Annotated in this window: 19 protein-coding genes; 16 read left to right on the top strand and 3 right to left on the bottom strand. The window is 49.6% G+C overall.

The genetic code is table 11. The features are described 5' to 3' along the window. The first annotated feature begins 138 nt into the window (after nt 1-138). The 5 genes from Q0X25_RS01510 (at nt 139) to rho (ending at nt 7,325) form a co-directional block, all read left to right on the top strand. On the top strand, nt 139-444 hold the full coding sequence (locus Q0X25_RS01510; protein WP_298578611.1) for a hypothetical protein: 306 nt from the start codon (nt 139-141) through the stop codon (nt 442-444). 152 nt (nt 445-596) lie between these two features. Further along, entirely contained in the window at nt 597-2,081 is a 1,485-nt protein-coding gene (locus Q0X25_RS01505; protein ID WP_298578609.1) for a nicotinate phosphoribosyltransferase, read from the top strand. A 123-nt stretch (nt 2,082-2,204) separates the two neighbouring features. After that, on the top strand, nt 2,205-4,049 hold the full coding sequence (gene argS / locus Q0X25_RS01500) for an arginine--tRNA ligase (protein WP_298578607.1): 1,845 nt from the start codon (nt 2,205-2,207) through the stop codon (nt 4,047-4,049). A gap of 324 nt (nt 4,050-4,373) precedes the next feature. Then, the gene (locus tag Q0X25_RS01495) at nt 4,374-5,045 is read left to right on the top strand and encodes a MarR family transcriptional regulator (RefSeq protein WP_298578606.1); all 672 of its coding nucleotides are present in this window, start codon (nt 4,374-4,376) and stop codon (nt 5,043-5,045) included. Nucleotides 5,046-5,273: 228 nt separating this feature from the next. After that, entirely contained in the window at nt 5,274-7,325 is a 2,052-nt protein-coding gene (rho, locus tag Q0X25_RS01490; RefSeq protein WP_298578604.1) for a transcription termination factor Rho, read from the top strand. Nucleotides 7,326-7,486: 161 nt separating this feature from the next. Here rho and Q0X25_RS01485 read toward each other — a convergent pair whose 3' ends face one another. After that, nucleotides 7,487-7,954, bottom strand: coding sequence for a hypothetical protein (locus tag Q0X25_RS01485; RefSeq protein ID WP_298578603.1), 468 nt, complete (start codon nt 7,952-7,954; stop codon nt 7,487-7,489). An 833-nt stretch (nt 7,955-8,787) separates the two neighbouring features. Here Q0X25_RS01485 and Q0X25_RS01480 point away from each other — a divergent pair. From Q0X25_RS01480 to Q0X25_RS01445, 8 genes are all read left to right on the top strand, one after another. After that, complete coding sequence (locus Q0X25_RS01480; protein ID WP_298578602.1) at nt 8,788-10,101, top strand: hypothetical protein; 1,314 nt, start codon at nt 8,788-8,790, stop codon at nt 10,099-10,101. Nucleotides 10,102-10,296: 195 nt separating this feature from the next. Further along, nucleotides 10,297-11,526, top strand: coding sequence for an ABC transporter substrate-binding protein (locus Q0X25_RS01475; protein WP_298578600.1), 1,230 nt, complete (start codon nt 10,297-10,299; stop codon nt 11,524-11,526). An 88-nt stretch (nt 11,527-11,614) separates the two neighbouring features. Further along, nucleotides 11,615-12,490 (top strand): branched-chain amino acid ABC transporter permease, encoded by an 876-nt coding sequence (locus Q0X25_RS01470; RefSeq protein ID WP_277259902.1) that lies wholly within the window; start codon nt 11,615-11,617, stop codon nt 12,488-12,490. A 4-nt stretch (nt 12,491-12,494) separates the two neighbouring features. Continuing rightward, entirely contained in the window at nt 12,495-13,613 is a 1,119-nt protein-coding gene (locus Q0X25_RS01465; RefSeq protein ID WP_298578598.1) for a branched-chain amino acid ABC transporter permease, read from the top strand. A 73-nt stretch (nt 13,614-13,686) separates the two neighbouring features. Next, on the top strand, nt 13,687-14,526 hold the full coding sequence (locus Q0X25_RS01460) for an ABC transporter ATP-binding protein (protein WP_298578612.1): 840 nt from the start codon (nt 13,687-13,689) through the stop codon (nt 14,524-14,526). Nucleotides 14,527-14,529: 3 nt separating this feature from the next. Continuing rightward, nucleotides 14,530-15,237, top strand: coding sequence for an ABC transporter ATP-binding protein (locus tag Q0X25_RS01455; RefSeq protein ID WP_298578597.1), 708 nt, complete (start codon nt 14,530-14,532; stop codon nt 15,235-15,237). Between the two features lie 143 nt (nt 15,238-15,380). Continuing rightward, nucleotides 15,381-17,201: an ABC transporter ATP-binding protein gene (locus Q0X25_RS01450; RefSeq protein WP_298578596.1), complete on the top strand. Its 1,821-nt coding sequence runs from the start codon at nt 15,381-15,383 to the stop codon at nt 17,199-17,201. A gap of 8 nt (nt 17,202-17,209) precedes the next feature. Beyond that, on the top strand, nt 17,210-18,517 hold the full coding sequence (locus tag Q0X25_RS01445) for a serine dehydratase subunit alpha family protein (RefSeq protein ID WP_298578595.1): 1,308 nt from the start codon (nt 17,210-17,212) through the stop codon (nt 18,515-18,517). A gap of 92 nt (nt 18,518-18,609) precedes the next feature. Here the strand turns inward: Q0X25_RS01445 and thrB are convergent, their stop codons facing one another. Both thrB and thrC read right to left on the bottom strand, forming a co-directional pair. Continuing rightward, a complete protein-coding gene (gene thrB / locus Q0X25_RS01440) occupies nt 18,610-19,539 on the bottom strand; it encodes a homoserine kinase (protein ID WP_298578594.1) in 930 nt (309 codons plus the stop codon). Further along, a complete protein-coding gene (thrC, locus tag Q0X25_RS01435) occupies nt 19,536-21,029 on the bottom strand; it encodes a threonine synthase (RefSeq protein WP_298578592.1) in 1,494 nt (497 codons plus the stop codon). The genes thrB and thrC overlap by 4 nt, the downstream gene beginning before the upstream one ends. A 101-nt stretch (nt 21,030-21,130) precedes the next feature. Between thrC and Q0X25_RS01430 the strand changes: the two genes are divergently transcribed. From Q0X25_RS01430 to Q0X25_RS01420, 3 genes are read left to right on the top strand one after another with little or no spacing between them, the layout of a single operon-like run. After that, nucleotides 21,131-22,279: a homoserine dehydrogenase gene (locus tag Q0X25_RS01430; RefSeq protein WP_298578591.1), complete on the top strand. Its 1,149-nt coding sequence runs from the start codon at nt 21,131-21,133 to the stop codon at nt 22,277-22,279. A 3-nt stretch (nt 22,280-22,282) separates the two neighbouring features. Then, nucleotides 22,283-23,608, top strand: a complete 1,326-nt coding sequence (locus Q0X25_RS01425; RefSeq protein ID WP_298578590.1) for an aspartate kinase — start codon at nt 22,283-22,285, stop codon at nt 23,606-23,608. A gap of 15 nt (nt 23,609-23,623) precedes the next feature. Next, complete coding sequence (locus Q0X25_RS01420; protein ID WP_298578589.1) at nt 23,624-24,634, top strand: aspartate-semialdehyde dehydrogenase; 1,011 nt, start codon at nt 23,624-23,626, stop codon at nt 24,632-24,634. Nucleotides 24,635-24,727: the final 93 nt, after the last annotated feature.

Raw genomic sequence — 24,727 nt, 5'->3', positions numbered from 1 at the left:
CGAGATCTACACCCATAAGGTTTCGTCGGCAGCGTCAATGTGTATAAGAGACAGCGCTAGACTGGCGTGAGTAGATTATTACGAGGACGTAGATTATAAGTACGTAGATTACGATCATATAGAGCGAGGAGAGCAATCATGGCAGATGAACTCACAGAAGCAGAGCGCACAGAGCTCGAGCAGCTTCGTGCGGAAAAAGCTGCCCAGCAAGAGGCGGCACAGGCTGCTCGTGATCGTGCAGAACTGCAACGTCTTAAAGAGGAACGTGCTCGTGCTGCTCGCGAGGCAGAGGCAATCAAGCGCGAAGCCGCTTTGCGCGAGCAGGGCCGCAAGTTTATGGAACCCGACGAAGACGATCTCAACATGCCCATGGGCCAAAAGATTGTTCTTGCTGTTATTGCGTTGCTTGTCCTTGTGATTGTGGTCTCGCATCTTCTGAAGTAGTTCAGACTATATGGCTGCTACATGTCTCGTTTTTTTGCAGCAAAGCAGCTTGGAGGACCCGTTTTTTCGTCTCGTGGTACTCTGTAGTGCGAAGTGTTTGCGGGATTACTCGTTGCTTCCCGTAGACAAAGTTTTTCGGGGAGGAACATCAGATGGCCTTAACCGACCGTACGACTCCGCAGGATGTCGCGCTTAATACCGACCTTTACGAACTAACCATGGCTCAGGGCTTTTGGGAGTCTGGCCTCAACCAGGGAGAAGCGTGTTTCAACGTCTTTTTCCGTGAGTGTCCCTTTGACGGCGGATACGCTGTTTCCTGCGGTCAGGGTCAGATTGCTGAACTTGTAGAAAACTTTGTGTTTAATGAAGATGCGCTCGAATATCTTGCTGCGTTGCCCGCACCTGGTGGTGGGCTTCTTTTTAAGCAAGGCTTTATTGACTATCTGCGCGATTTCCGTATGCATGTTGATATTTGGGCCCCTCGTGAGGGTGATTTGATTTTCCCGCGCGAGCCACTTGTGCGCGTGCAAGGTCCTGTGATTGACTGCCAGCTACTTGAGACTGCTTTGCTTAACCTTATCAACTTCCAGACCTTGGTGGCTACCAAGACCGCTCGTGTTGTTACGGCAGCTCAAGGACATGCCGTCTCTGACTTTGGTCTACGTCGTGCTCAGGGTCCCGATGGGGGTCTTGCCGTTGCACGTGCTTCTTATATTGGCGGCGCTTCGAGTACCTCCAATGTCCTTGCTGGCAAAATTTACGATATACCTGTTTTTGGCACACATGCCCACAGTTGGGTGATGGCTTTCCCGACCGAGATCGAGGCCTTCCGTGCCTTTGCAAAATCCAGTCCTAAAAATTGTGTGCTGTTGCTCGATACCTACGATGTCCACCAAGGCATCAAAAATGCTATCAAGGTTGCAAAAGAGATGGAGGAGGCAGGGGAGCGCTTGGCTGCTATCCGTATTGATTCGGGTGACCTTGCCAAACTCACTAAGGAAACTCGTGAAGCCTTTGATGAAGCGGGTTTGTCCTATGTAAAGATCAGCGCTTCTAACGACCTGGATGAATACACCATCCAGTCGCTTTTTGCGCAGGGTGCACCCATTGATTCTTTTGGTGTGGGTACCAAACTTGCTACCTGCGATCCTCAGCCCTCGCTGGGCGGTGTCTATAAGCTCTCGGCCGTACGTAATAGCAAAGAAGAGCCATGGTTGCCTAAGATTAAGCTTTCCGAACAAGCCTATAAACGTACCCTACCAGGTATTATGCATGTCATTCGCTTTGTTGATGACGCGGGACGTCCCATAGGCGATCAGATAGTTGATGATTCGGTAGCTGTGGGCAATAGCACGATTGCCGTGGATATCAACGATCCTTTAACTACCTACGATTTTACTGGTGCGACAGGAATCGAGTTGCTTGAGCAGATTATCGATGATGGCAAACGCTGCAAAGAACCCGACACTATTGTCGTTGCAAAAGAGCGTTGCCGTGACTCGCTGATGAGACTCGATCCCGCCGTCAAACGCTTCCTCAATCCTCAGACCTATCCTGTGGGACTGGAGCCAGGACTTGACAAGTTGCGTCACGAGTTGGCACGTACGGAGAGACGAACTGCTTCTAAGACTCGTTAACGTGTAGCTTGTGTAGCCCTTTGATAGTGCTCGATACAAGCAGTGATTTTGCTAAACTTACTATTTATGATGCGCCAGCAGCTTGCTGACGCAGGATTTGATGTATGACCGAAGGAGTGCAGTATGCCCGAAAAGATCGAGGAACTTATCAGGCAGGCAATTGCCGCTGCCCAACAGGCAGGCGACCTTGCAAGCTTCGAGTTGGAAGACTGCGGAGTCGAGCGACCGGCTGATGCCGACAACGGTGATTGGACCTCGACAGTTGCATTGCGCTCTGCTCGTCTTGCTCATGCAGCTCCCGCCAAAATTGCCGCCGCTATTGTGGCCCATTTGCCCGAGGACAAACAGATCTCTAAGGTTGAGGTTGCAGGTCCTGGTTTTATCAATTTCTATCTCAGCACTGCTGCGAGCAACGATGTTTTCCGTCTAGTACGTGAGGCTGGTGCTGATTGGGGCAAATCTAATGTGGGTAATGGCCTCAAACTGAATTATGAGTTTATTTCTGCCAATCCCACGGGTCCTTTGCATGTTGGTCATGGCCGTTGGGTAGCGCTGGGTGACTCAATGTGCAATATCTTTGATCACACCAACTTCAAGGTTTTTCGTGAGTATTACATCAACGATCACGGCTCCCAGATGGATGTTTTTGGTAGCTCTGTTGCTACACGTTATCTGCAACTCGTTGAGGTTATACGCAAGGACAAGGTGGACGTTGCTACCGCTCATGCGACGCTTTTGGCAGATCGCGAAGCATATGTCGAAGACGAAATGGACGAGCACCCTGAGCAGCATCCCTACATGGATGCTTTTAACGAGGTTTTGGGTGGCAACTCCTACGGCGGCGACTACATCATTGACATTGCGCGCGAGTTTTATGAGGCTGATGGCGACAAGTGGTATGACGTTGCGCCTGAACTGCGTACTGATGAGTTCCGTGAGCGCGCATATCAGGCCATGCTTGCCCGCATTAAGGCTACCTGCCACCAAGCACGCTGCGACCTTGATCTGTGGTTCTCCGAGCGGACTCTCTATATCAAGGATGAGACGGGTACTTCTCCTGTTGATCGTGCCTTTGCAAGGCTTGACAAGAAGGGCTATCTCTATAAGACCGATGATGGCGCGCTGTGGTTTAAGTCTACTGCCTTTGGTGATGATAAGGACCGTGTTCTCATCAAGAGCAATGGCGAGTATACCTACTTTGCTTCTGATGTTGCCTACCACTGGGACAAGTTCCAGCGCGATGACTACTCCATTGATCTTTGGGGTGCCGATCACCACGGCTATATTGCCCGTGTAACTAATGTCTGCGATGCCTTGGGTTACCCCGGTCAATTTGAGGTTAACCTTGGCCAGTTTGTAAACTTGCTGCGCAATGGCGAGCCTGTTCGTATGTCCAAGCGTCGCGGTACTATGGTCTCTTTCAAGGAGCTACTTGATGAGGTTGGTACCGATGCTACCCGCTACACGCTCGTTTCCAAAAGCTCAAATCAGACCATTGACTTTGATATCGAAGCCGCAAAAAAGCAGGAGTCTAGCAACCCTGTTTTCTACGTACAGTATGCTCATGCCCGCATCTGCTCTATTTTGCGTCGTGCCGCTGGGGTCAATGAGGATGAAGCTCGCGAGCTTGGTATGGACGTTGTTGCCAGCAAGGCAATTGGTGCAGACTATGATCTTTCTTTGCTTACCGAGCCCTCCGAGGCAGCTCTTGCGCGTAAGATTTCTGAATTCCCTGAGCTTGTTGCTTCCTGTGCACGTGACCGTGCACCCTTCCGTTTGACACACTTCTGTGAGGAACTTGCTGCTTCGTTCCATGGTTTCTACCAGCATTGTCAGGTACTGCCCAGCGAAGGTCGCCCCGTGGACGCCGAGCTTTCGCATGCACGCCTGGCAGCAATTGACGCCGTTCGTATTAACCTTGCTATTGCCCTCAAGTTGATTGGTGTTTCTGCTCCTGAGGTTATGTAAGGCTGTTTTAAGCCGCAAAAAGTACTCCGTGAGCCCGAGGTATGCGCCTCGGGCTTTTTTGCCAACAAAACCATGAGGCTTACTACAAAGTGCTGTGCTTAGTTTTGCTGCACTTTGCTTACTGGATGCTCATCCGAGACCCAGCTGTTTGGGTCGTGTGAATCTAATGTATTAGCAGTTCTTTACAAATTTGTGAAAATCTTTATCTATATGAGTTCATATAAATTCTTTGCGCGTTAAAGTTGCAATAGGAGGACGTGAAGCTTCAAGCTACCAATGAGGCAAAAGGACTCATGGGAGTGCTTTAACTGGAGGGGGTTTCTTGTGGAGGTACGTGAGTATTTGGCAATTCGCCGCGCCTACAATACCATCCGCCAGAGGTGCGATGCAGATCAGCGTCTCACATTTTCTGAATTTGCAATTTTATGCAGACTTTCTCTCTCGCCTGAGGGCTTGCGTACCTCTGATATTGCTGAGTATCAGGGTTGCCTGCGGCCCACGATGACACACCGTACAAAGCACCTTGCCGATCTCGGCTTTATTATTCGTACACAGGGCAATACTGACTGTCGTAATGTTTTGTGCTACCTCAGCGATGACGGTGCAGAGATGGTTTCTGCGCTCTGCTCGCAAACACGCTCTGAACTCGCCCATTTACTGTCCAATCGTCCAACCACTGATCATGTACGTAAATATGTCGATGCCATGGGTTCTATTGATGTAATGGCTCGCAGCTTAGTATTGCTAGCACTCTATGCACAGCTCGATGGCCAGGCAAGCATTGGTGCTATTGTCGATGTGCTGGGATTTTTGCAGCCGACGGTGTCGATGGCTGTTTCTGCGTTGGCTCGCGATGGCTTGCTTAATCGTGATGCATCTTTGCGTGGTAAATCCTCACATCCCGTCTCTTTGACCAAAGAAGGACGTGCGGAAGCAAAGAGTCTCAATGATCGTATTGAGACATTGACTCCTGTTCGTCGTGCTCGCAGGCAGTAATTTTTTCTTCTCAAAGGGATTCTCAAAAAATATAGTATTCTTGCCAACATTGATATAGTTGATAATGTTATGATGTGACAAGTCCGCGCATGCATGCGCATTTAATCTTTTCTAGCAAGCACAATCAAAGTGGTTAGTACATCGACATGTATCACGTTGTAATGCAAAGCTGGGATACCCCTTTGAGATGGGTTGTTGTTGCAGAGCGCCCAGGAAGGTAGTACCTGCATGGAAGAAAATATGGTTGCTGAAAAACTCGGCGAAGAAGCGCCCGTTACACAACAAAGCAGTGCTTCTCCTGAGTTAGGATCTGGTGATACATCCATCAGCACCGAAGAAGCCCCCAAACCTCGTCGTAGACGTACGCGTAAAGTAACAGCTACAGCTACAGCAGAGGCAGATCAAATTGCTTTGAATCTGGATAGCGATGCGCCTGCTACAGAGCCAGCAATAAAGCCCGTGAGGCGTCGCAGGAAGAAGGCTGTCGCTGAGACAGAAGAGGCTAAAGCGGATGCTCAGCCAGAAACGTCCGAAGCAGCACCCGCGTCCAAGCCGCATAAAAGGCGTGCGCGCAGCAGTGCAAAGGCCAAGGTGGAAGCTGCTGCTACCGAGACCCAGGGTGAAACCCCCACAGAAGTATTTACTCCCGATGAGACTCATCACACAGCTGCACCTGCTGAGCACAATACAGAAGCCGCAGCTTCACAAGCCGATGAGGTACAGCTAGTCAATGTTCAGAGCGCCAGCCAAGCTACCGATTTAGAGGCTGCTATCCAAGCTAGCAATTCTGACCAATCCACCAATCCTGAGACTGCCCCTCAAGGAAACAGTGAGTCTTCAGAATCTGCTGAAACAAATGAGGCTCATGCTCCGCGCCGTCGTCACCGTGTAACGGCACGTGATCGGGACTCTGATGCGCGTCGTGATCGTACGGCAAATGTGGTAAATAATCGCAGTCGTCGTAATAACCGTCGCAACAAAAATACTCCTGATCGCACCATCGAACCCTCTCTTACTCTCGAAAGTCTTTCCGAGATGAAGGTGGCGGAGCTTCGAGAAAAAGCTGCTGAACTGGACGTTGATTATGTTGGTCGCCGTAAGAAAGAGCTTATCGAAGAGGTTTTTTCGGCAGCCGCAGCAGCAGAGGGTTTTTGCGAAGTGGATGGCGTCGTACAGATGCAGGCGGAAGGCTATGCTTTTTTGCGCACGGGCAATTTTTCTGCAGGCGATCACGATGCTTTTATCCAGCAACAAATTGTGCGTCAGTATGGTCTGCGCCCTGGTGATCGCATCAAGGGCATGGTAGGTCCTGCTCGCTCTAGCAGTAAATTCCCGCCACTGGTGCGTATTGACACCATTAATGGTAAAACACCTGAAGAGATTAAGCGTCGCCCACGTTTCCGCGATTTGACGCCGATTTATCCTAATGAGCGTCTTGTTATGGAAATGGGCAAGGATTCCACTACGGGTCGCGCGATCGATTTGGTGGCCCCCATTGGCAAGGGTCAGCGTGGATTGATTGTTTCGCCTCCTAAGGCTGGCAAGACTACCGTGCTCAAGCGTATCTGCCAGTCCATCGCAGTTAACAACCCCGAGGTTCATCTCTTTTGCTTGCTGGTTGACGAGCGCCCTGAGGAAGTTACCGATATGGAGCGTTCTATTCGTGGCACGGTTGTGGCATCTACCTTTGATATGCCTGCATCCAATCACACTGCGGTGGCCGAGATGGTTATCGACCATGCAAAGCGCCTAGTAGAACTTGGTGAAGATGTTGTTGTGGTGCTCGATTCCATCACACGTCTTGCTCGTGCCTACAATCTTGCCCAGCCTGCTAGTGGTCGTATTCTTTCTGGTGGTGTTGATTCTGCTGCGCTTTATCCGCCCAAGAAGTTCTTGGGTGCAGCGCGCAATATCGAAGGCGGCGGCTCTTTGACGATTCTTGCATCTGCTCTCGTGGATACGGGCTCAAAGATGGACGAAGTTATCTTTGAGGAGTTCAAGGGTACAGGTAATATGGAGCTCAAGCTCGATCGCGATCTTGCGGATCGTCGTATCTTCCCCGCAATCGATCCGGTAGCTTCGGGTACACGTAATGAGGATTTGCTTATCGATGCACAGATTCAGCCTTTTGTCTGGGGTATCCGTCGTATTCTTGCCAATATGAACAATACCGAGCGTGCAGCAACAGCGCTGGTTAAGGGTCTTAAAGCTACCAACAACAACGAGGAGTTCTTGATTCGCTCTGCAAAAAAAGCTGCCCAGAGTGACTACCTGTCCTAGTCTGTAGCAGTTTGGTACCGCTTGTCAAAATGGTCCAAAAGGCATTCTTGCAATTACCATCAAAAAAGATTGCATTTGCTAGAGAATGCCTTGTTGGATGCTTTTCAAATGATGTATAGGCAGCTATTTGCCCGCAGCCATATATGTATATGTATGGCGCTTTATTCTGCGTTTTTACTACCTGAATTATTAGCTAATGTTCCATACAGCAAGCCAACAACCAGGCCACCATGCTCTATTGCATAGACAACTACATCGAAGGTAGATTGAGCCAAGGGACCCGAAAGCAATGGCTTTGCTTGACTAAAATTACTTTTCAATAGAAATAACGCGATATAGAGCACTATTACGACAAGCCAAATGATGCCTTTGAGTATGTTTTTGTGCCTTGTGGCTAGCAGTGACGTTGCATGTAGTATTTTTGATGCAACAAACATTCCAAGAGCACAGGTAATTATCGGCAGTGCAAATAACATGCATATAAACGAAAACCTAAAATCATAATGTAGATATGCAAAATCTCTAAGAAAGATAATGTAGCATACAGTATATATGCATGCAGCTGCCAAAATTATGCGAGGAAAATATTTTCGAATTGCTTCCATATTCCAACTCCAAATTTTTTGCATACCGAACACCTATGTCCAGTTAGCGTCAGCTATTGCTCACAAATTTGGAAGCAACGCAACCATATATGTCTCTACATTTGTAAAGCTTTAAGCACATAAGGTCGCGTCTTTTATATGTTTAAGATAATTGCTGTAGAGATATGAAATGTAGGCAATAAAAACATAATCTCTCCCATCGCCATTATGACCATGCTGTCAGCCTCTCATCTCGAGAGTCATGTATAGATTATTACTTTCTTATCGACTTAGCTAAAACAAAAGCTGGTTTTGTACCGAGATGTATATTTAAGGCCGTAAACGGTAGCTTTTTGGATAAATGCTTTCCTAAATAAGTAAGCTTAGCAAGTTACCCAGCACTTACACCGTTGCAACCTCAGGTTGCAACGGAATTGATTTACCTGCTGAAATACATAAAACTGCAGCTAATTAGCCTGTTAAGGAAATCGTTGCAACCTCAGGCTGCAACGATTTGTGGGGTATAGAAAAGGTTGCAAGCTCAGGTTGCAACGATTTGCGAGGTATAGAAAAGGTTGCAAGCTCGGGTTGCAACGATTTGCGGAGTATAGAGGCCACAGCGATATTTGAGCATATGGTAAGAAACGCTGCTAGTTTTTGCATCAGAAGAGGCACTAATTTTCACAAATGACCAGCTTCATCCTTGCATTTCTTAAGATATGAATTATAGTTGCATCAAGTCTGGACTTTTTTGTCGAGATAAAACGCGACGGTACACGAAACTAAAACACAGCAAGCCGTTGCAAAAGCTGTACCAAGGCGCTTTTGCCTTAGCTTTCGTGTACCCCGCTGCACAGGTAAGCGAGCGGGGAGGATCCATGAAGAATACAACGCATTCACCAGCTATTGTGGCCGGTCTTCTTGGTGCTGCTACAACTTCGCTTGCGAGACCTGCTTATGCTATGGGCCGCTCTGCAGCGGCGCTCACGCTGCCCACTATGCATGCGTCGGCCGATTTTTTGATGGGTATGGCAACAGGTGCTGTTGCTTGTGGCATCGTCAGCTTTGTTATCTTTGTCATATCCGAGCAGTTAGATAGGCGAGCAGAACAGCGGCAAGCAGAACAGCGTACAAGCAAAGAATCTGTCTCGGCAGATGCAAGTTTTGCTTCTCTTGCAGGAGATACGTGTGCTGGTATGCCTGTTGTGTTGGATGTAGTTTCTGAAGCTGCACAGGATAAGACAGATGAGCAGGCAGAAGTTTCAGCAACACTTGCTCCAAACGGCTCAGCTGATAGCCTTGGAGCGCACGTTGCTACCGACTATGCAGATATTGCCGAAAACTATGTCGAGAAACTGAGCTGGAAACAGCGCATGGCTTCTCGCGCTGCAGGTGTCAAGGCTATGCTCACTCAGCGTCTAGGTCAGGACATGTTGCAGGATGTGCCTGTGATTACGCGCGCCGATGGCAGTGTGGGTGATGTGGGTACTGGTTGGTGGGATGCTGCTATGGCAGCAAACCTTCGTCGAGACAAGTTTGTGCTTGCAGCTGAAAAAGACTTTGATACCACTTTGGCTCATCGTCATGTATCGCCAGCAACACCTGAGGTCCCCCAGCCTGCAAAACCGCAGGTAAACCCCACGGCAGTGTCCAATACGCAGTCTGTTTCGCGCGCCGATCAGATTCGCTGCCGCATACCTGAAGTCGATTTGGGAATCTATCCTGAACACCGCAATGCTGCTTGTGTGGATAATACTGAAGATTTGTGGAATCAGGCCATGACGGCCATGGAAGCTCGTGATACCGAGCCTGCAACTGCAGCAGGTACCCCAAGTGATGAACTAGATCCTTCTACCTTGCATGCACCCGATACGCCTACAGCAGTGCTACCCTTCCGTCCTGTTGCTGGTCATCCCGAGGTGGTAGATAAGTCCAGTTACGTAGATTATCTGCTTCGCCAAGAAATTGAGAATAACAGCTCCGATGTTGTAAAGCGTAGCTCTCGCGATTATCTTCGCGTACTTGAAGGTGGATCTATGTCTTCGGCACCGACCTTGTTTAATATTGCTCGCAAAGAACAAGCAAAAAGCAACTATGTACCCAAGCATATGGCAGGCGTTGCAAAAGATGCAGAAAATGAGGCGGTCAAGTCCCAAGAAGAAAGTGTTTACCGTTTTGCAAACGAGGCATAGACCAGCAGTTTAGCTGTCCTGTGGTAAATTTAGGGGCTTATATTTCTAAATAAATATTTTCATGTTACAGACAAAAAAACTGATGCCATCCTGCATTGGGGTTGCATCGCGTTCCCTCTAGAGTGTGGTAAGCCCAAATTGCGTAGGGAGGAGCCCTACGCAATTTGAGAAAGTTCAACAGAAGGGGGACCGATTATGAAGACGAATCTGACGCGCCGGAACTTTCTGGGCACCATTGGTATTGCTACTGCTGGTCTAGCTCTAGCTGGTTGCGGTAACTCTGGTAGCGCTGGCTCTGGGGATTCAGGCGAAAAGGCAAAGAGTCAAATTGATGGACCCAAGGGTTCGTTTAAGGTTGGTAGTATCGGTCCTTTGACTGGTGCAGCTGCAATTTATGGCACTGCTACGGACTGGGGTGCACAGGTTGCCGTAAACGAAATCAACAAAGCTGCTGGTGATGTGACCTTCTCCTACAACTGTCAGGACGATACACACGTTGCCGAGACTTCGGTCAATGCGTACAACAATCTCAAGGATTGGGGCCTTCAGATTCTTGTTGGTACCACAACCACCGCTCCTTGCGTGGCAGTTTCTGACAAGACAAATAAAGATAATATCTTTGAACTGACGCCTTCTGCATCTTCTGTCGATGTTATTGGTGAGGGCTCAAGCCGCAAGTCCAATGTGTTCCAGATGTGCTTTACCGACCCCAACCAGGGCAAGATTTCCGCAGATATGGTTGCCCAAAAAAAGCTTGGCACCAAGGTTGCTATTTTGCATGATCAGGGTGATACCTATTCCACTGGCTTGCACGATGGTTTTGTTGAGGAAGCAAAAAACCAAGGTCTTTCGATTGTTGCTGATGAGTCTTTTGACTCCAATAACAATACTGACTTTACGTCTCAGCTGGGTAAGTTTAAGGATGCTGGCGCAGAAGTTGTCGTCATGCCCTTCTATTATCAGCAGGGTGGCCTGGTGCTTCAGCAGGCAAAGGATAATGGCTACGAATTTACCTTCGTTGGCATGGATGGCATGGACGGCATCCTACAGCAGGATGGCTTTGACGCCAGCGTTGCTGAAGGCCTCTACCTCATTACGCCTTTCACTGCAGACACTGAGGACGAAAATACTCAAAAGTTTGTTGATGCCTTCTCCAAACTCTCTGATGGTGTTAAGCCCAATCAGTTTGCTGCAGATGCCTATGACTGTGTTTTTGCAATTAAGCAGGCCATTGAGGCATCTGGCGTTACGTCGGACATGTCCGCCTCTGATATCTGCGATAAGCTTGTCGCAAGCTTTACGGCAAAAGACTTTAAGTTTAGTGGTCTGACCGGTACTGATATGACTTGGAGTGAGGATGGTACCGTCTCCAAGGTTCCTCAGTGCTATGTCATTAAGGATGGCAAGTACCAGGTAGTTGCCTAAAGTCCGACATTGATTGCAAGGACAGGACGGAGGCGGCTATGGCCACCTCCGCCTTGTTGTTAGGTGCGAGTGAGAAGGGGCGCGTTAGATGCAATTTTTGTCCACCCTTATAAATGGACTGTCGCTTGGCAGCATTTATGCCGTTATTGCTCTGGGCTATACCATGGTCTATGGCATCGCACGTATGCTGAACTTTGCCCACGGTGACATTATTATGGTTGGAGCCTATATTTGCTTTTTTATGATGGGCCTGTTTGGACTGCCGCCATTGCTGGCAGTACTCATTTCCATTGTAGGTTGCACGCTACTCGGCATTGTTATTGAGCGTCTTGCTTATAAGCCGCTGCGCAACGCTCCTTCGCTTGATGTACTGATTACCGCTATTGGTGTATCTTATTTTTTGGAAAACGGTGCGCTGCTGCTCTTTGGTTCCAATCCTAAGGTATTCAAGTCAGTTATACCTTTTGGTCCCTTGCAAATTGGTAGTCTTACCATCAAGTCCACCGCACTGGTTTCCATTGTGGTCTGCGCTATTGTTGCTGTTGCGTTGACGCTCTTTACTCAGCGGGGCAAAATGGGCAAAGCGATGCGCGCTGTCTCCGAAGATAAGGGTGCCGCTCAGCTTATGGGCATCAATGTGAACAAGACCATCTCACTCACCTTTGCTATTGGCTCTGGCTTGGCTGCAGTAGCCGGCGTTTTGCTTTGCTCGTCTTATCCTACGCTGTATTACATGACGGGTTCCATGCCTGGTATCAAAGCCTTTATTGCTGCCGTTATTGGTGGTATCGGCTCGATTCCCGGTGCGTTTTTGGGTGGTCTTATTTTGGGTGTTATCGAGATGTTTGCTCGTACCTACGTCTCTACCAAGTTCACTGACGCCATCGTTTTTGGTGTATTGATTATTGTGCTATTGGTTCGACCTGCTGGCCTTTTGGGCAAGCCTGTAAACGAGAAGGTGTAGCCCTATGGAATACAAAATGTCGCGATCTTTGCGTTCAACTCTCACTACCTATGGTGTCGTTGTACTTTTTTTTATTGTCTGTGAGATTTTGATTGCAACGCATATCCTCTCTTATTCGCTCCAAGGTCAGCTGGTACCCATCTGTGCGTATGTCTGTATGGCAATTTCACTCAATCTCGTCGTGGGTATTTCTGGTGAGCTTTCGCTGGGGCATGCAGGATTTATGAGTATCGGTGCCTTTTCTGGTGTAGTTGCTGCTGCTCTTGTGGGTGGCGTGGCAGTAAATGAGCCGGCAATTCTTGTCATCTCGATGCTTGTTGGTGGATTGCTTGCTGGTGTGATGGGTTTTTTGATTTCTATTCCGGTTATGCGCCTGCATGGCGACTATCTGGCCATTGTCACCCTAGCCTTTGGTGAGATTATCAAGAATATCTTGAACAATCTTTATGTGGGGATGGACGAGAGTGGCTTGCACCTCAGCATGAATAGCGAAAGTTCGCTACATATGTCTCAGGCAGGAAAAGTTTTGCTTGCGGGCCCTAAAGGTGCAGTTGGCGTTACGACGATTGCAAACTTTACCGTGGGTATCTTGTTGGTACTATTTTGCCTCTTTGTGGCACTGAACCTCATTAATAGCCGTTCTGGTCGCGCAATTCTTGCTGTCCGTGATAATCGCATTGCAGCGGAAGCCTGTGGCATCAATTCGATGAAGTACCGTATGATGGCTTTTGTGGTTTCGGCAGTGCTTGCTGGTATGGCCGGTGCACTCTATGGCCTGAACTACTCGAGCTTTATCCCCAGCAAATTTGATTTCAATAATTCCATTATGGTGCTGGTGTTTGTTGTTTTGGGCGGTATTGGCAATATCCGTGGTGGCATGATTGCAGCAGCAGTGCTGACCGTGCTTCCCGAAGCGCTGCGTTTCCTGTCTACCTACCGCATGCTGATTTACTCTGTCGTGCTGATTGCCGTTATGCTTATCTCCAACAACGAGCAGGCACGTATGGTATTGCGTAGGTTCAAAAATCATTTCAAAAAGAGCCGCAAAAAGAAGGCTGCTCCTCAAGTAGCTGTTGTGGGGGCTGGTGCTGCGAGCGCAAAGGAGGATGGCGCCCATGACTAAGGAAGAAAAGCAGGCCGTGTCGGCTCCTAAGGGTCAGCGCTCTGGTATCAAAGCGCGTCGTGTTACTACCAAAATGGTGCCTTTGCCTTCGACCTCTATTGTGCCTGAGCGCGACCTCGGTAAAGAACCCATCCTCGAATGTCGCCATTTGGGTATTGACTTTGGTGGCCTGCATGCTGTTGAGGATTTTGATATTGCTGTAGGCCGCACTGAGATTGCTGGTCTTATTGGTCCTAACGGCGCAGGTAAAACGACTATTTTTAACTTGTTGACCAAGGTCTACCAGCCCACACGAGGTACGATTTTGTTGGATGGTCAGGATCTCAACAATATGAGTGTTCCTAAGGTCAATCAGGCAGGCATTGCTCGTACTTTCCAAAACATTCGCCTCTTTTCCAACCTATCGGTTGAGGATAACGTGCGTATTGGCCTGCACAATCAGGTGAAGTGCTCAATGCTCAACGGCATCTTCCGTACACCACAGTTTTTCAAGAGCGAAAAGGCCTTCCATAAGCGCGCCCTTGAACTGCTTGATGTGTTTGATATGGCCGATCTTGCTCAAGTCTCTGCGGGTTCTTTGCCCTATGGTGCTCAGCGTCGTCTTGAGATAGTCCGCGCTCTTGCAACCGAGCCCAAGCTTTTGTTACTTGACGAGCCTGCGGCAGGTATGAATCCCTCCGAGACCTCTGATTTGATGGACAGCATTCTCAAGATTCGCGATGAGTTCCAGATTGCCATTATGTTGATTGAGCACGACATGGACCTTGTGATGGGCATCTGCGAAGGCATTGCTGTTTTGAACTACGGCAAGATTATTGCCAAGGGTACGCCCGAAGATATTCAAAACAATCCTGAGGTTATTGAGGCTTATCTGGGTTCTCAAGCCGATGCCTCTGCAGAGAAGGAGGCCTAAGCTATGGCATTGCTTTCCGTGCGAGATATGCATGTGTACTATGGCTCAATCCATGCCATCAAGGGTATCTCCTTTGACGTTGAGGAAGGTGAAGTTGTTACCCTGATTGGCGCGAATGGTGCAGGCAAATCTACGACGCTCAAAACGGTTTCAGGTTTGATGGTGCCACGTGCAGGTGAGATTGAATTTGCAGGGGAGTCCATAGCAGACGTTCCAGCAAATGATTTAGTGCCCAAAGGTTTGGCGTTATGTCCTGAGGGTAGGTCTCTTTTCCAGGCTATGAGCGTAGAAGAAAACCTTGAGATGGGTGGCTATACGCGTCCCAAAAACGAAGTTGCTGATGATATGGAGCGGGTCTTTGCTCTTTTTCCACGTTTGAAGGAGCGTCGTCGTCAGATTGCTGGTACGCTTTCGGGTGGTGAGCAGCAGATGGTTGCCATGGGACGTGCTATGATGAGTCGTCCGCGTCTGCTCATGCTCGACGAGCCTTCGATGGGTTTGGCGCCTATTCTCGTGCAGGAGATTTTCAATACTATTCGCCGTTTGCACGATGAGGGAACTACCGTGCTTTTGGTTGAGCAGAACGCTCAGATGGCACTTTCTGTTGCTGATCGTGCTTATGTTCTTGAGACAGGACATGTCGCGATGGATGGTCCTGCTTCTGAGCTTGCCGCAGACGACCGTGTGCGCAAAGCGTATTTGGGCGGTTAGGCGCGCTGGCGCTCTGTGCTGCTAGAGTTTAAGAGCGCTGCTAGAGTTTGCTTGCGCAGTTTGGTTTTGCTTGCGCTGCTAGAGTTTGCGATAAATGGGTAGGATTTCCCTTGACTAATACTTTGTTGAGGGGAATTTTTTGTATGTCACAACGCAAGCAGGGCAAACTTGACCCTACGACTACGCGCCGCACCTTACAGCGCTTTTGGGATGTTACCAAGAAGATGCCTGGTATCGCGGCTCTTTCGGTGTTTTCTTCTGCAGGTTATATCGTCCTTCTAACCTTTATTAACACCTATGTGATGGGTTTGATAGTTGATCGCGTACAACAAGGTCAGGTAGCGCCCGATCAGGTATGGCAGGTTTTTGGGTCATATATTGTTGCTTTGGTGCTTGTTAATGCTGTGGGCCAAGTGCTGTCAAAGTTGCAAGATTACAGCGTCTATAACCTTGAAATCAATGGCAACTATCGGCTCTCACGTCTGTGTTTTGATACGCTTTCCAATCAGTCGATGACGTTTTACAACGGGCGTTTTGGTGGAGCATTGGTGAGCCAGACGAGCCGTTTTACCTCGGGTTATACGGGGCTTGTGGATGTGGTGGTGTATTCGCTTATTCCAACGGTTGCGTCTATCATCTGCACCATTGTGATGCTTGCGCCACAGGTGCCTCTCTATGTGGCTATTCTCTTTGTCACACTCGTCATTTATGTCAGCATTGCTTACAAGCTTTACAAAAAAATTTTGCCGCTTTCAGAGGCGAGTTCCTCTGCACAAAACCGTCTGTCTGGTGTGTTGTCTGATGCGGTAACCAATATTCTTGCCGTTAAGACAAGCGGCCGTGAGGACTATGAATACGAGCTTTTTGTTGCAGCTGATAGGGATGCACGTAAAGCTCAGACAGCAACCATGCATGCTATGCTTGCCCGCGGCTTTACTACCAGCGCCATGATTACGACAATCATGACCATTGCTTCTATTTTTGTAGCTGGCGGTAATGCCTGGTTTGGCATTTCTGCAGGTACACTGGTGATGATTTTTACCTATACCTACAACCTCACCATGCGCGTGAACTACTTCAATTCGATGATGACGCGTATCAATACTTCTTTAGGTGATGCTGCCGAAATGACACGGGTGCTCGATGAGCCGTTGTTGGTTGCAGACGATGAGGATGCACTCCCTCTCAAGGTGAGCCAAGGTGCCATCGACTTTAGTCATATTGGCTTTGCATATCCTGATGCGCCGGCAGGTGAGAAGGTCTTTACAGACCTGTCACTGCATATTCCTGCAGGACAGCGCGTTGGCTTGGTGGGACGTTCTGGCTCAGGCAAGACGACTTTGACCAAATTATTGCTGCGACTAGATGATGTGCAAGATGGTCAGGTGCTGATAGATGGCCAAGATGTCTCTCATTGCACCCAGCAAAGCTTGCGTTCACAGCTTGCGTATGTACCTCAGGAACCCTTGTTGTTTCATCGAAGCGTGAGGGACAATATTGCGTATGGCAGACCCGATGCAAGCGACGAAGAAATTCGTCAAGCTGCCGAGCAAGCCAATGCGATGGAGTTTATTGAGCGTCTGCCTCAGGGTCTCGATACTATGGTGGGCGAGCGCGGAGCTAAACTTTCGGGTGGTCAACGTCAGCGTGTGGCTATAGCACGCGCAATTTTGGTTGATGCGCCTATCTTGGTGCTTGATGAGGCCACGTCTGCGCTGGACTCCGAGAGTGAGGCGTTAGTGCAAGGAGCGTTGGAAAACCTTATGCGCGGACGGAGCGCAATTGTTGTTGCTCACCGTTTGTCCACAGTTGCTGCTCTTGATCGCATAGTGGTGCTCGCTGACGGCAAAATTGTGGAAGACGGTACACACGCCGAGCTTATAGCCGCTGATGGCGAGTATGCTGGTTTGTGGTCACGACAGACGGGCGGTTTTCTCGAAGGAGATGGGGAGATAGGCGAGTAGGAGGAATGATGACAACGCAGGATTTGCCCGACTTTCTCGGTTTGCTTAAAAATGAGGTCATACCCGCTCAGGGCTGCACCGAGCCTATTGCCGTTGCGTTTGCTGTATCGGTTGCATCTGAGCAGCTGAGCTGCGATCCTGCAGACATCAAAGAAATTCGCCTGTTGCTTTCTGCCAATATCATCAAAAATGCCTTGGGTGTTGGTATTCCTGGTACTGGTGCTGTGGGTATTGAAATTGCTGCCGCGTTGGGTGCGGTTGTGCGACGTTCTGCTGCGCGCCTAGAAGTTCTGGCCAATTTTGCAGCTGACCAGTTGGAGCTTGCACGTCAGATGGTTGCCAATAAACGTATTCTGGTAGAGCAAAAAGCTACCGACGAGCAACTCTTTATCGAGGCACAGCTCAAATCTGTGACAGGTGAAACAAGCCATGCAGTTGTGGCACGCGATCATACCAATGTGGTACGTATCGAACACAATGGCAAGGTGATTTGTGATAAGCCTCTGAGCGTAAGCAGTGCTTCTGATGCGGGTACGGGTCTTACTATCAAGAATATCTATGACTTTGCTACAAGCGTTGATGCCACCGATATCGCTTTTTTGCTCGACTGCGTTTCGATGAATATGGCAGTGAGTAAAGAAGGCCTTTCGGGTGGCTATGGTCTACGTGTGGGCGAAAAGATTGCCTCAGGTACGAGTGGTAGCAGCTCAATGCTCCTTAACAATATTGCCCTGCGTATTATGGCGGCAACGGCTGCAGGCAGCGATGCGCGTATGGCTGGTTGTCAGCTTTCGGTCATGACAGTAGCGGGATCGGGCAATCAAGGAATTGCTTGCACGGTGCCAGTCATTGAGCTGGCACGTGAGTTGGGCTCCAGTGACGAGAAGCTATCGCGTGCGCTTGCGATTTCTGGGCTGGTGGTATGTCATCTCAAGGAGTATATGGGCAGGCTGTCCCCGCTTTGTGGCTCGGGAATTGCTGGTGGTACAGGTGCTTGTTGTGGTATGACCTACTTGCAAGGCGGCACCGAATCTCAGCTTGAAGCAGCGGTTAACAATATGATTGCCATGCTTCAAGGTATGATTTGCGATGGTGCCAAGGCTACGTGTGCGCTCAAGATCGCGGCAGGTACCAACGCTGCGCTCCATTGCTCTGCTTTGGCTTTGGCGAATATTTCGCCTTCGAGCTTGGACGGTATTGTCTTTGATAATGTCGAGGATACTATTTGCAACATCGGTACCTTTGTGCGCGAAGGCATGCAGCATACCGATGAGACGATACTTTCCATCATGCTCAATAAGCAGCTTGGCAATTAGCCTGTCAGCCTGTGGGACAAGCATACACAAAAGGTGTAGCGTGAACCGTCTGTCTGGGCGTACGGTAGCAAGAACGAGGGTTCTTCCGCAGCTTACGAGCTGGCAAGAATTTCCAAACCGGTTTTGCAGGCTTGTAGAGTTTCGATTTGCAGGCCGCGACGTGCTCCTTCCGCGGCAGAAACGCTTTCCATGGTGGCAAGCGTGCGTCTGACTCCAGCAGCTTTCTGCTCGTTTTTGCAGATAGCAAGCATAGTTGCGCCCGAACCCGAAATGACAAAAGCCGAAGCTCCCGAACTCAGTGCCGCCGAGCGCAAGGCTTCGTAATCAGGAATTAAGCGTGCACGATAAGGCTCGTGTAACTTATCATGTGCGCAGGCGGCAAGGAGCTCCGCATTGCCCGTCTCGAGTGCGCGCACCATAGCCACACAGCGACCTGTCTGCCATACAGCTGTTGTTATGGGCACCTCCGCTGGTAGGACGCGCCGTGCCGCAGCGGTACGTACCTCGTAAGGCGGCACAATGGCAACAAAGCGCAGCCTGTCAGCGACGTCAAAACGTTGAGTCCATACACGTCCCGCATTGCTAAAGGAGCAAACCAAGCCTCCCAAAACGGCAGGGGCAACGTTGTCGGGATGTCCTTCTAACGAACTTGCCATCTGAATGATGCGCTCTCGGTCTAAACTGAGGCCTGACAGTGCATAGGCGGCAGCAATACCAGCCACAATACAAGCAGAACTCGAACCGAGACCCCCCGCTAGAGGAATAGGGGAGTCGATAGTGATGTTGAGCAATTCTTCGATAATTCCCAGTTCAGAACAGGTATGGCAGTATGAGGTCCATACCAGATTATCTGCGCCACAAAAACGAGGCTCGCAACCGTTGATATGCAGCTGACCGTCGGTGCTTGGCACAAAGCTAAACGTTGCCATCATGTCGAGTGCAAGGCCCAAGCAGTCAAAGCCAACACCCACATTGGCAGAAGTTGCGGGGACTTGGATTTTTAGCACGCGAGGTTTGCTCATGATAACAACCTTTCTGCTGTGTGCTCGATGTAGCTGTTCATCTGCTCGCGCTTACAGAGGTCAAGATGGCGTTCAGGTAGTTGTTTGAGTTCAAGTAGTTGATGTGGCGCAGGCACGCCCGTAAATTTTTGCAAGGCTTGCATGCATTCAAACCCATCCAAGCCTTCGGTGCTTTGCCCCAGCGCCTCAAGAACAGAGGCGGAAAACTTATAGGGATTGGCGGTGGAAAGACAAATGCGCGGAATATCTTTGCTTTGCGCTTGCTCGCGAAGCACGTGCATAGCAACAGCAGTATGCGTATCCAAGAGCACCTGGGATTCTTCCCAAATATCGCGTATGGTTGCTTGCGTCTGTTCATCTGTGGCGCGACCGCAGGAAAAAAGCTCGTGCAGGCGGCAAAGCAGAGCTTCAGGTAGCTCATAGGATCCCTCTTGTTCCAGGCGATCCATAAGTTCAGATACGAGTTTGGTATCTCCTTCAGATAGGTAATAAAGCAGACGCTCCAGGTTGGAGGATACAAGGATATCCATTGAAGGTGAGAGGCTTTTTTCAAAGGGACGAAGGCGGTTATAGCGACCGGTCGAGATGAAATCAAAAAGCACATCGTTGATGTTGGACGCTACGATAAGACGCGATATGGGTAGTCCCAAGAGCTTGGCATAATAGCCCGCAAGTACATCACCAAAATTACCCGTAGGTACACAGAACTCCACCGCATCACCGAGCTGAATGACTGCCTTGTCAATGAGTTGCTTGTATGCCGAGAAGTAATAGACCACCTGAGGCACCAGGCGACCTATATTGATGGAATTTGCGCTGGATAGGGCAATGTTTTTCTGGGATAGGCGCTCGGCAAGCTTGTGGTCAGCAAAGATATGCTTGACTTCGGTCTGGGCATCATCAAAGTTGCCGTGTATACCACAGACGGCCACGTTGCAACCATGCTGTGTAACCATTTGCAGGCGCTGTACATCGGATACGCCACCATTGGGATAAAAGACGGCAACGCCTGTGCCAGCCACATCCGCAAAACCCTCAAGCGCTGCCTTGCCCGTATCCCCTGAGGTTGCTGTCACAATCATGATCTGCTTGTCATCCTGTGCATCTTTGCGTGCGACTGACATCAGATGAGGCAGCATCTGCAGCGCTACATCTTTGAAGGCGCAGGTGGGGCCATGCCAGAGTTCTAACATCCACACATCGCCTACAGGCACGAGCGGAGTAATGAGGGGCGTGTCAAAACGTGTACCGTAAGCCGCATCCACACAATCTGCAATTTCTTCTTTACTAAAGTCGGGAAGCAACAACCCCAACACACGACAAGCGAGGGCGTGATAGTCCTCAGTACATGCCGCCGCAAGGTCAATTTTGAGATTCTTGAGGGAATCTGAGACATACAAACCCCCATCAGGAGCAATTCCGGCAAGAATAGCTTGCTTACTTGTTACAGAGGGCTCAATGGAGCGTGTGCTGTGATACAAACGTGCCAAGATGGGCTCCTAGCTCTTCGTGGGTCTGTGCCTAGTAGCTATCATAGAACTGCAAACATGCTTATGCGAAAGCGTAAACAAAAACGAAAGATAGGATTGAGATGAACATCGCTCTTTTAGGGTATGGCACCGTGGGTAAAGGTGTTGACAAGATTTGTAAAAATCTTCCCAATATCAGGGTAACGCGCATTCTTGAGCTCCCCGACCACCTCACTGATCCGCGCATGACCTCCAATTATGAGGAGATTTTGGCAGATGACAAGGTCGAGATGGTGCTGGAATGCATGGGTGGCATCGAGCCCGCGCATAGCTTTATCGCAGGTGCGCTCAAGGCGGGAAAACCTGTGGTCACTTCCAACAAAGCGGTTGTGGCTGCGCATTTGAGTGAGTTTGTGGAGCTGGCGCAAACCACAGGTGTGCCCCTCCTGTGCGAGGCTGCGGTTGGTGGTGGTGTGCCGTGGCTGTCCTCTATTCGCAATGCTCGTCGCATTGATGAGATTTCTGCTGTATCAGGCATTATGAATGGTACAACCAATTATCTGCTTACTTCTCTTGAGGCGGGGGATGCCAGCTTTGATGAGGTGCTCGCCGAAGCGCAACGTTTAGGTTATGCAGAAGCAGATCCTTCCGCAGATATTGATGGTATTGATGTTCGCAACAAAATTATTATCTCTTGCCTTGCTGCCTTTGATGCGCTTTGTTCTGCCGAACAGGTTTGCACGACAGGTATTCGTTTGCTCAAGAGCAGTGATGTGGCACTTTTTGCAGCCCATGGTCGTCGCGTCAAATTGATGGGTCGAGCAGTACGCAAGGGGCAGTGCTATGCCGCTGCTGTTGAACCTGTGGCGCTACCCCAGACGGCAACCGAAGCCAACGTTCCTGCCAACTTTAATATTCTTTCGCTTACAGGCACCACGGTAGGTGAACTAAAATTCTATGGTCAAGGAGCTGGTTCTTTGCCTACGGGCAATGCAATGGTGCAGGATATCCTCGATTACATGGCAGGGGAGCGTCCCAACTTTGCTATATGCGAAAAGATGAGTTTTGCCGCAGATCTTCTGTTGGGTGATTATGTATTGCGCTGTGATGGCGCTGCTAGTATGGCGGCAAAAGAAGGTTGGAAGGCCTACGGTGCCGACGCCTGGCTTATCAAAGATATCAACCCTGTTTGTGCAAGCGAGCTTTTGGTGAAAGCTCGCGAGATTGACCCCGAGGCGCTTATCTTTTTGCGCCCTAGGAAGGACGCCTAGTTCATGATTAAGGTTGCAAAATTTGGCGGGTCCTCGGTAGCAAGTGCCGAGCAGTTTCGCAAGGTAAAAAGCATTATCCAAGCCGATCCTGATCGCCGTTTTGTGGTGGTATCGGCGGCGGGAAAACGTTTTTCTGACGACAATAAAATCACTGATCTGTTGCTACTTGCTAACGCCCATATCCAATATCATGTGGATTCTCAGCCGCTGCTCTCCCAAATCGAGCAACGCTTTGTTGAGATTGCAAAGTCATTGCATCTCAAGTATCCCGTAGCCGAGAAGTTCGAGGAGTTTTCCTCGGTAGTGACCTCTTTGTCGCCTGAATATATTGTGAGTCGCGGTGAATTTTTTACAGGACAGCTGATGGCTGAGTATCTCGGGCTGCCTTTTGTAGATGCTTCGGACACCATTGTTTTTCATCATGATGGTACGGTGGACTTTGAACGTACATCCATTCGTGTCAAAGAAGCAGCCCAGCGCAATCCGCGTGGCTTTGTGTTGCCAGGTTTTTATGGTTGCACCGTTGATGGTACGGTCAAACTCTTTCAGCGTGGTGGTGGAGATATTACTGGCGCGGTACTTGCTCGCTGTCTTGAAGCAAATGTCTATGAAAATTGGACAGATGTGCCGGGCTTCTTGTCTGCTGATCCACATATTGTTGATATACCGCGTACCATTCATCGTATTACCTTTGATGAGATGCGCGAGCTTTCTTATATGGGCGCTTCGGTTCTGCAGGAAGATTCAATTTTCCCGGTGCGTGAGGCCAATATCCCCATCCAGATCAAAGACACCAACTCGCCCGACCGCCAAGGCACGATTATCCGTGAGACGGCAGAAGAACGCGAAGTCGAGCACCTCATTACGGGTATTGCTGGTCGCAAGGATTTTACCGCAGTACATATCCAAAAGACGCATATGTCCGACAAGGTAGGCGTCGTGCGTTCTGCTCTATCAGTATTTGAGCGTTACGGCGTTTCGATAGAGCATGTGCCGACAGGCGTTGACTCCTTTGGCATTGTGGTAAATAGCGCTGATGTAAAGGACAAGATTTACCCCATCATCACCGATATACGCCGTGAGGTGGCGCCTGATGATATTACGGTGACCGACAAACTAGCTCTGATTTCCATTGTGGGCCGCAATCTCCGTCGTCGCCCTGGCTCGTCAGGTCTTATCTTTGGCGTATTGGGCAAGGCGGGTATCAATATTCGTTTGATTACCCAAAGCTCACAGGAGATTTCGATTATTGTCGGTGTGGATAACGATGATTTTGAGCGTGCAATTCGCGTGATGTATGACGGCTTTGCTGCGCACGAAAAAGTTTAGGTGGGAGTTGTTAGTATGAGCGGAAAAACGGTTGCCATCCTGGGTGCCACAGGTGTTGTGGGTACACAGATGTTGAAGTGTTTGGAAGAGCGAGATTTTCCCGTTAGTCGCTTGGTACCTCTTGCGAGTGCGCGTTCGGTGGGGCGTACAGTAGAATTTCATAACAAGCAGATTCCAGCCGTTCTCGCGGCTCCTGAAGCCTTTGAGGGAGTCGATATTGTGTTGGGAGCTGCAGGTGATGATATCGCGCGTGAATTGCTGCCTGAAGCGGTAAAACGCGGTGCTGTGTGCGTCGATAATAGCCATGCTTTCCGTATGGATGCTGATGTGCCACTGGTAATCCCTGAGATTAATGCAGCAGATGCTAAAAACAACAAAGGTATTATCTCCAACCCCAACTGCGCCACCATTATCGGTCTTGTGCCTACCTGGCCTTTGCATCAGCAGGCGGGTCTCAAGCGAATGGTGGTTTCGACCTATCAAGCAGCATCTGGTGCGGGTATGCCCGGTTTAAAGGAGCTGGAGCGTGAGATGGAGGCGGTGGCTGCAGGTGAGCCTGTGGGCAATACCGCGCCGTTTGCGCATCAGTTGGCAGCAAACCTCATTCCTCAGATTGGTTCCGAGAAGGAAGCAGGCTATACCAGCGAAGAGATGAAGATGCTCTACGAGGGCCGCAAAATTATGCACTTGCCTGAGTTACGTGTGAATTGCACCTGTGTGCGTGTCCCTGTTATGCGCTCGCATTCCGAGTCAATCACAGCAGAATTTGAACATCCCCTTTCGGTAGATGAGGCGCGCGATATTTTGGCAGCCGCACCCGGCGTACGTGTGGTAGATGATTTGACGGCTGCCAAATATCCTATGCCGCTTGAGACCTCCGATCAGGACCTTATCTATGTGGGCCGTATCCGTTGTGATCTGTCGGCACCTGACGGTGTGAATGCGCTGACGTATTGGGTGTGTGGCGATCAAATTCGCAAGGGTGCGGCTACTAATGCCGTGCAGATTGCCGAGCAGCTCTTGTAGCTTTGGGTAGTTGCGCTCTAAACCAGCTGCCAACCTCCTCTCTGCGCGCTCAACCGTTGCAACCTCAGGTTGCAACGCGATGCATCTACCAGG

The sequence above is a fragment of the uncultured Olegusella sp. genome, from assembly GCF_947253395.1.
GTDB lineage: Bacteria > Actinomycetota > Coriobacteriia > Coriobacteriales > Atopobiaceae > Olegusella.
The sequence above is the reverse complement of the archived record's forward strand: the minus strand, read 5'-3'. Positions and strand labels throughout refer to the sequence as shown.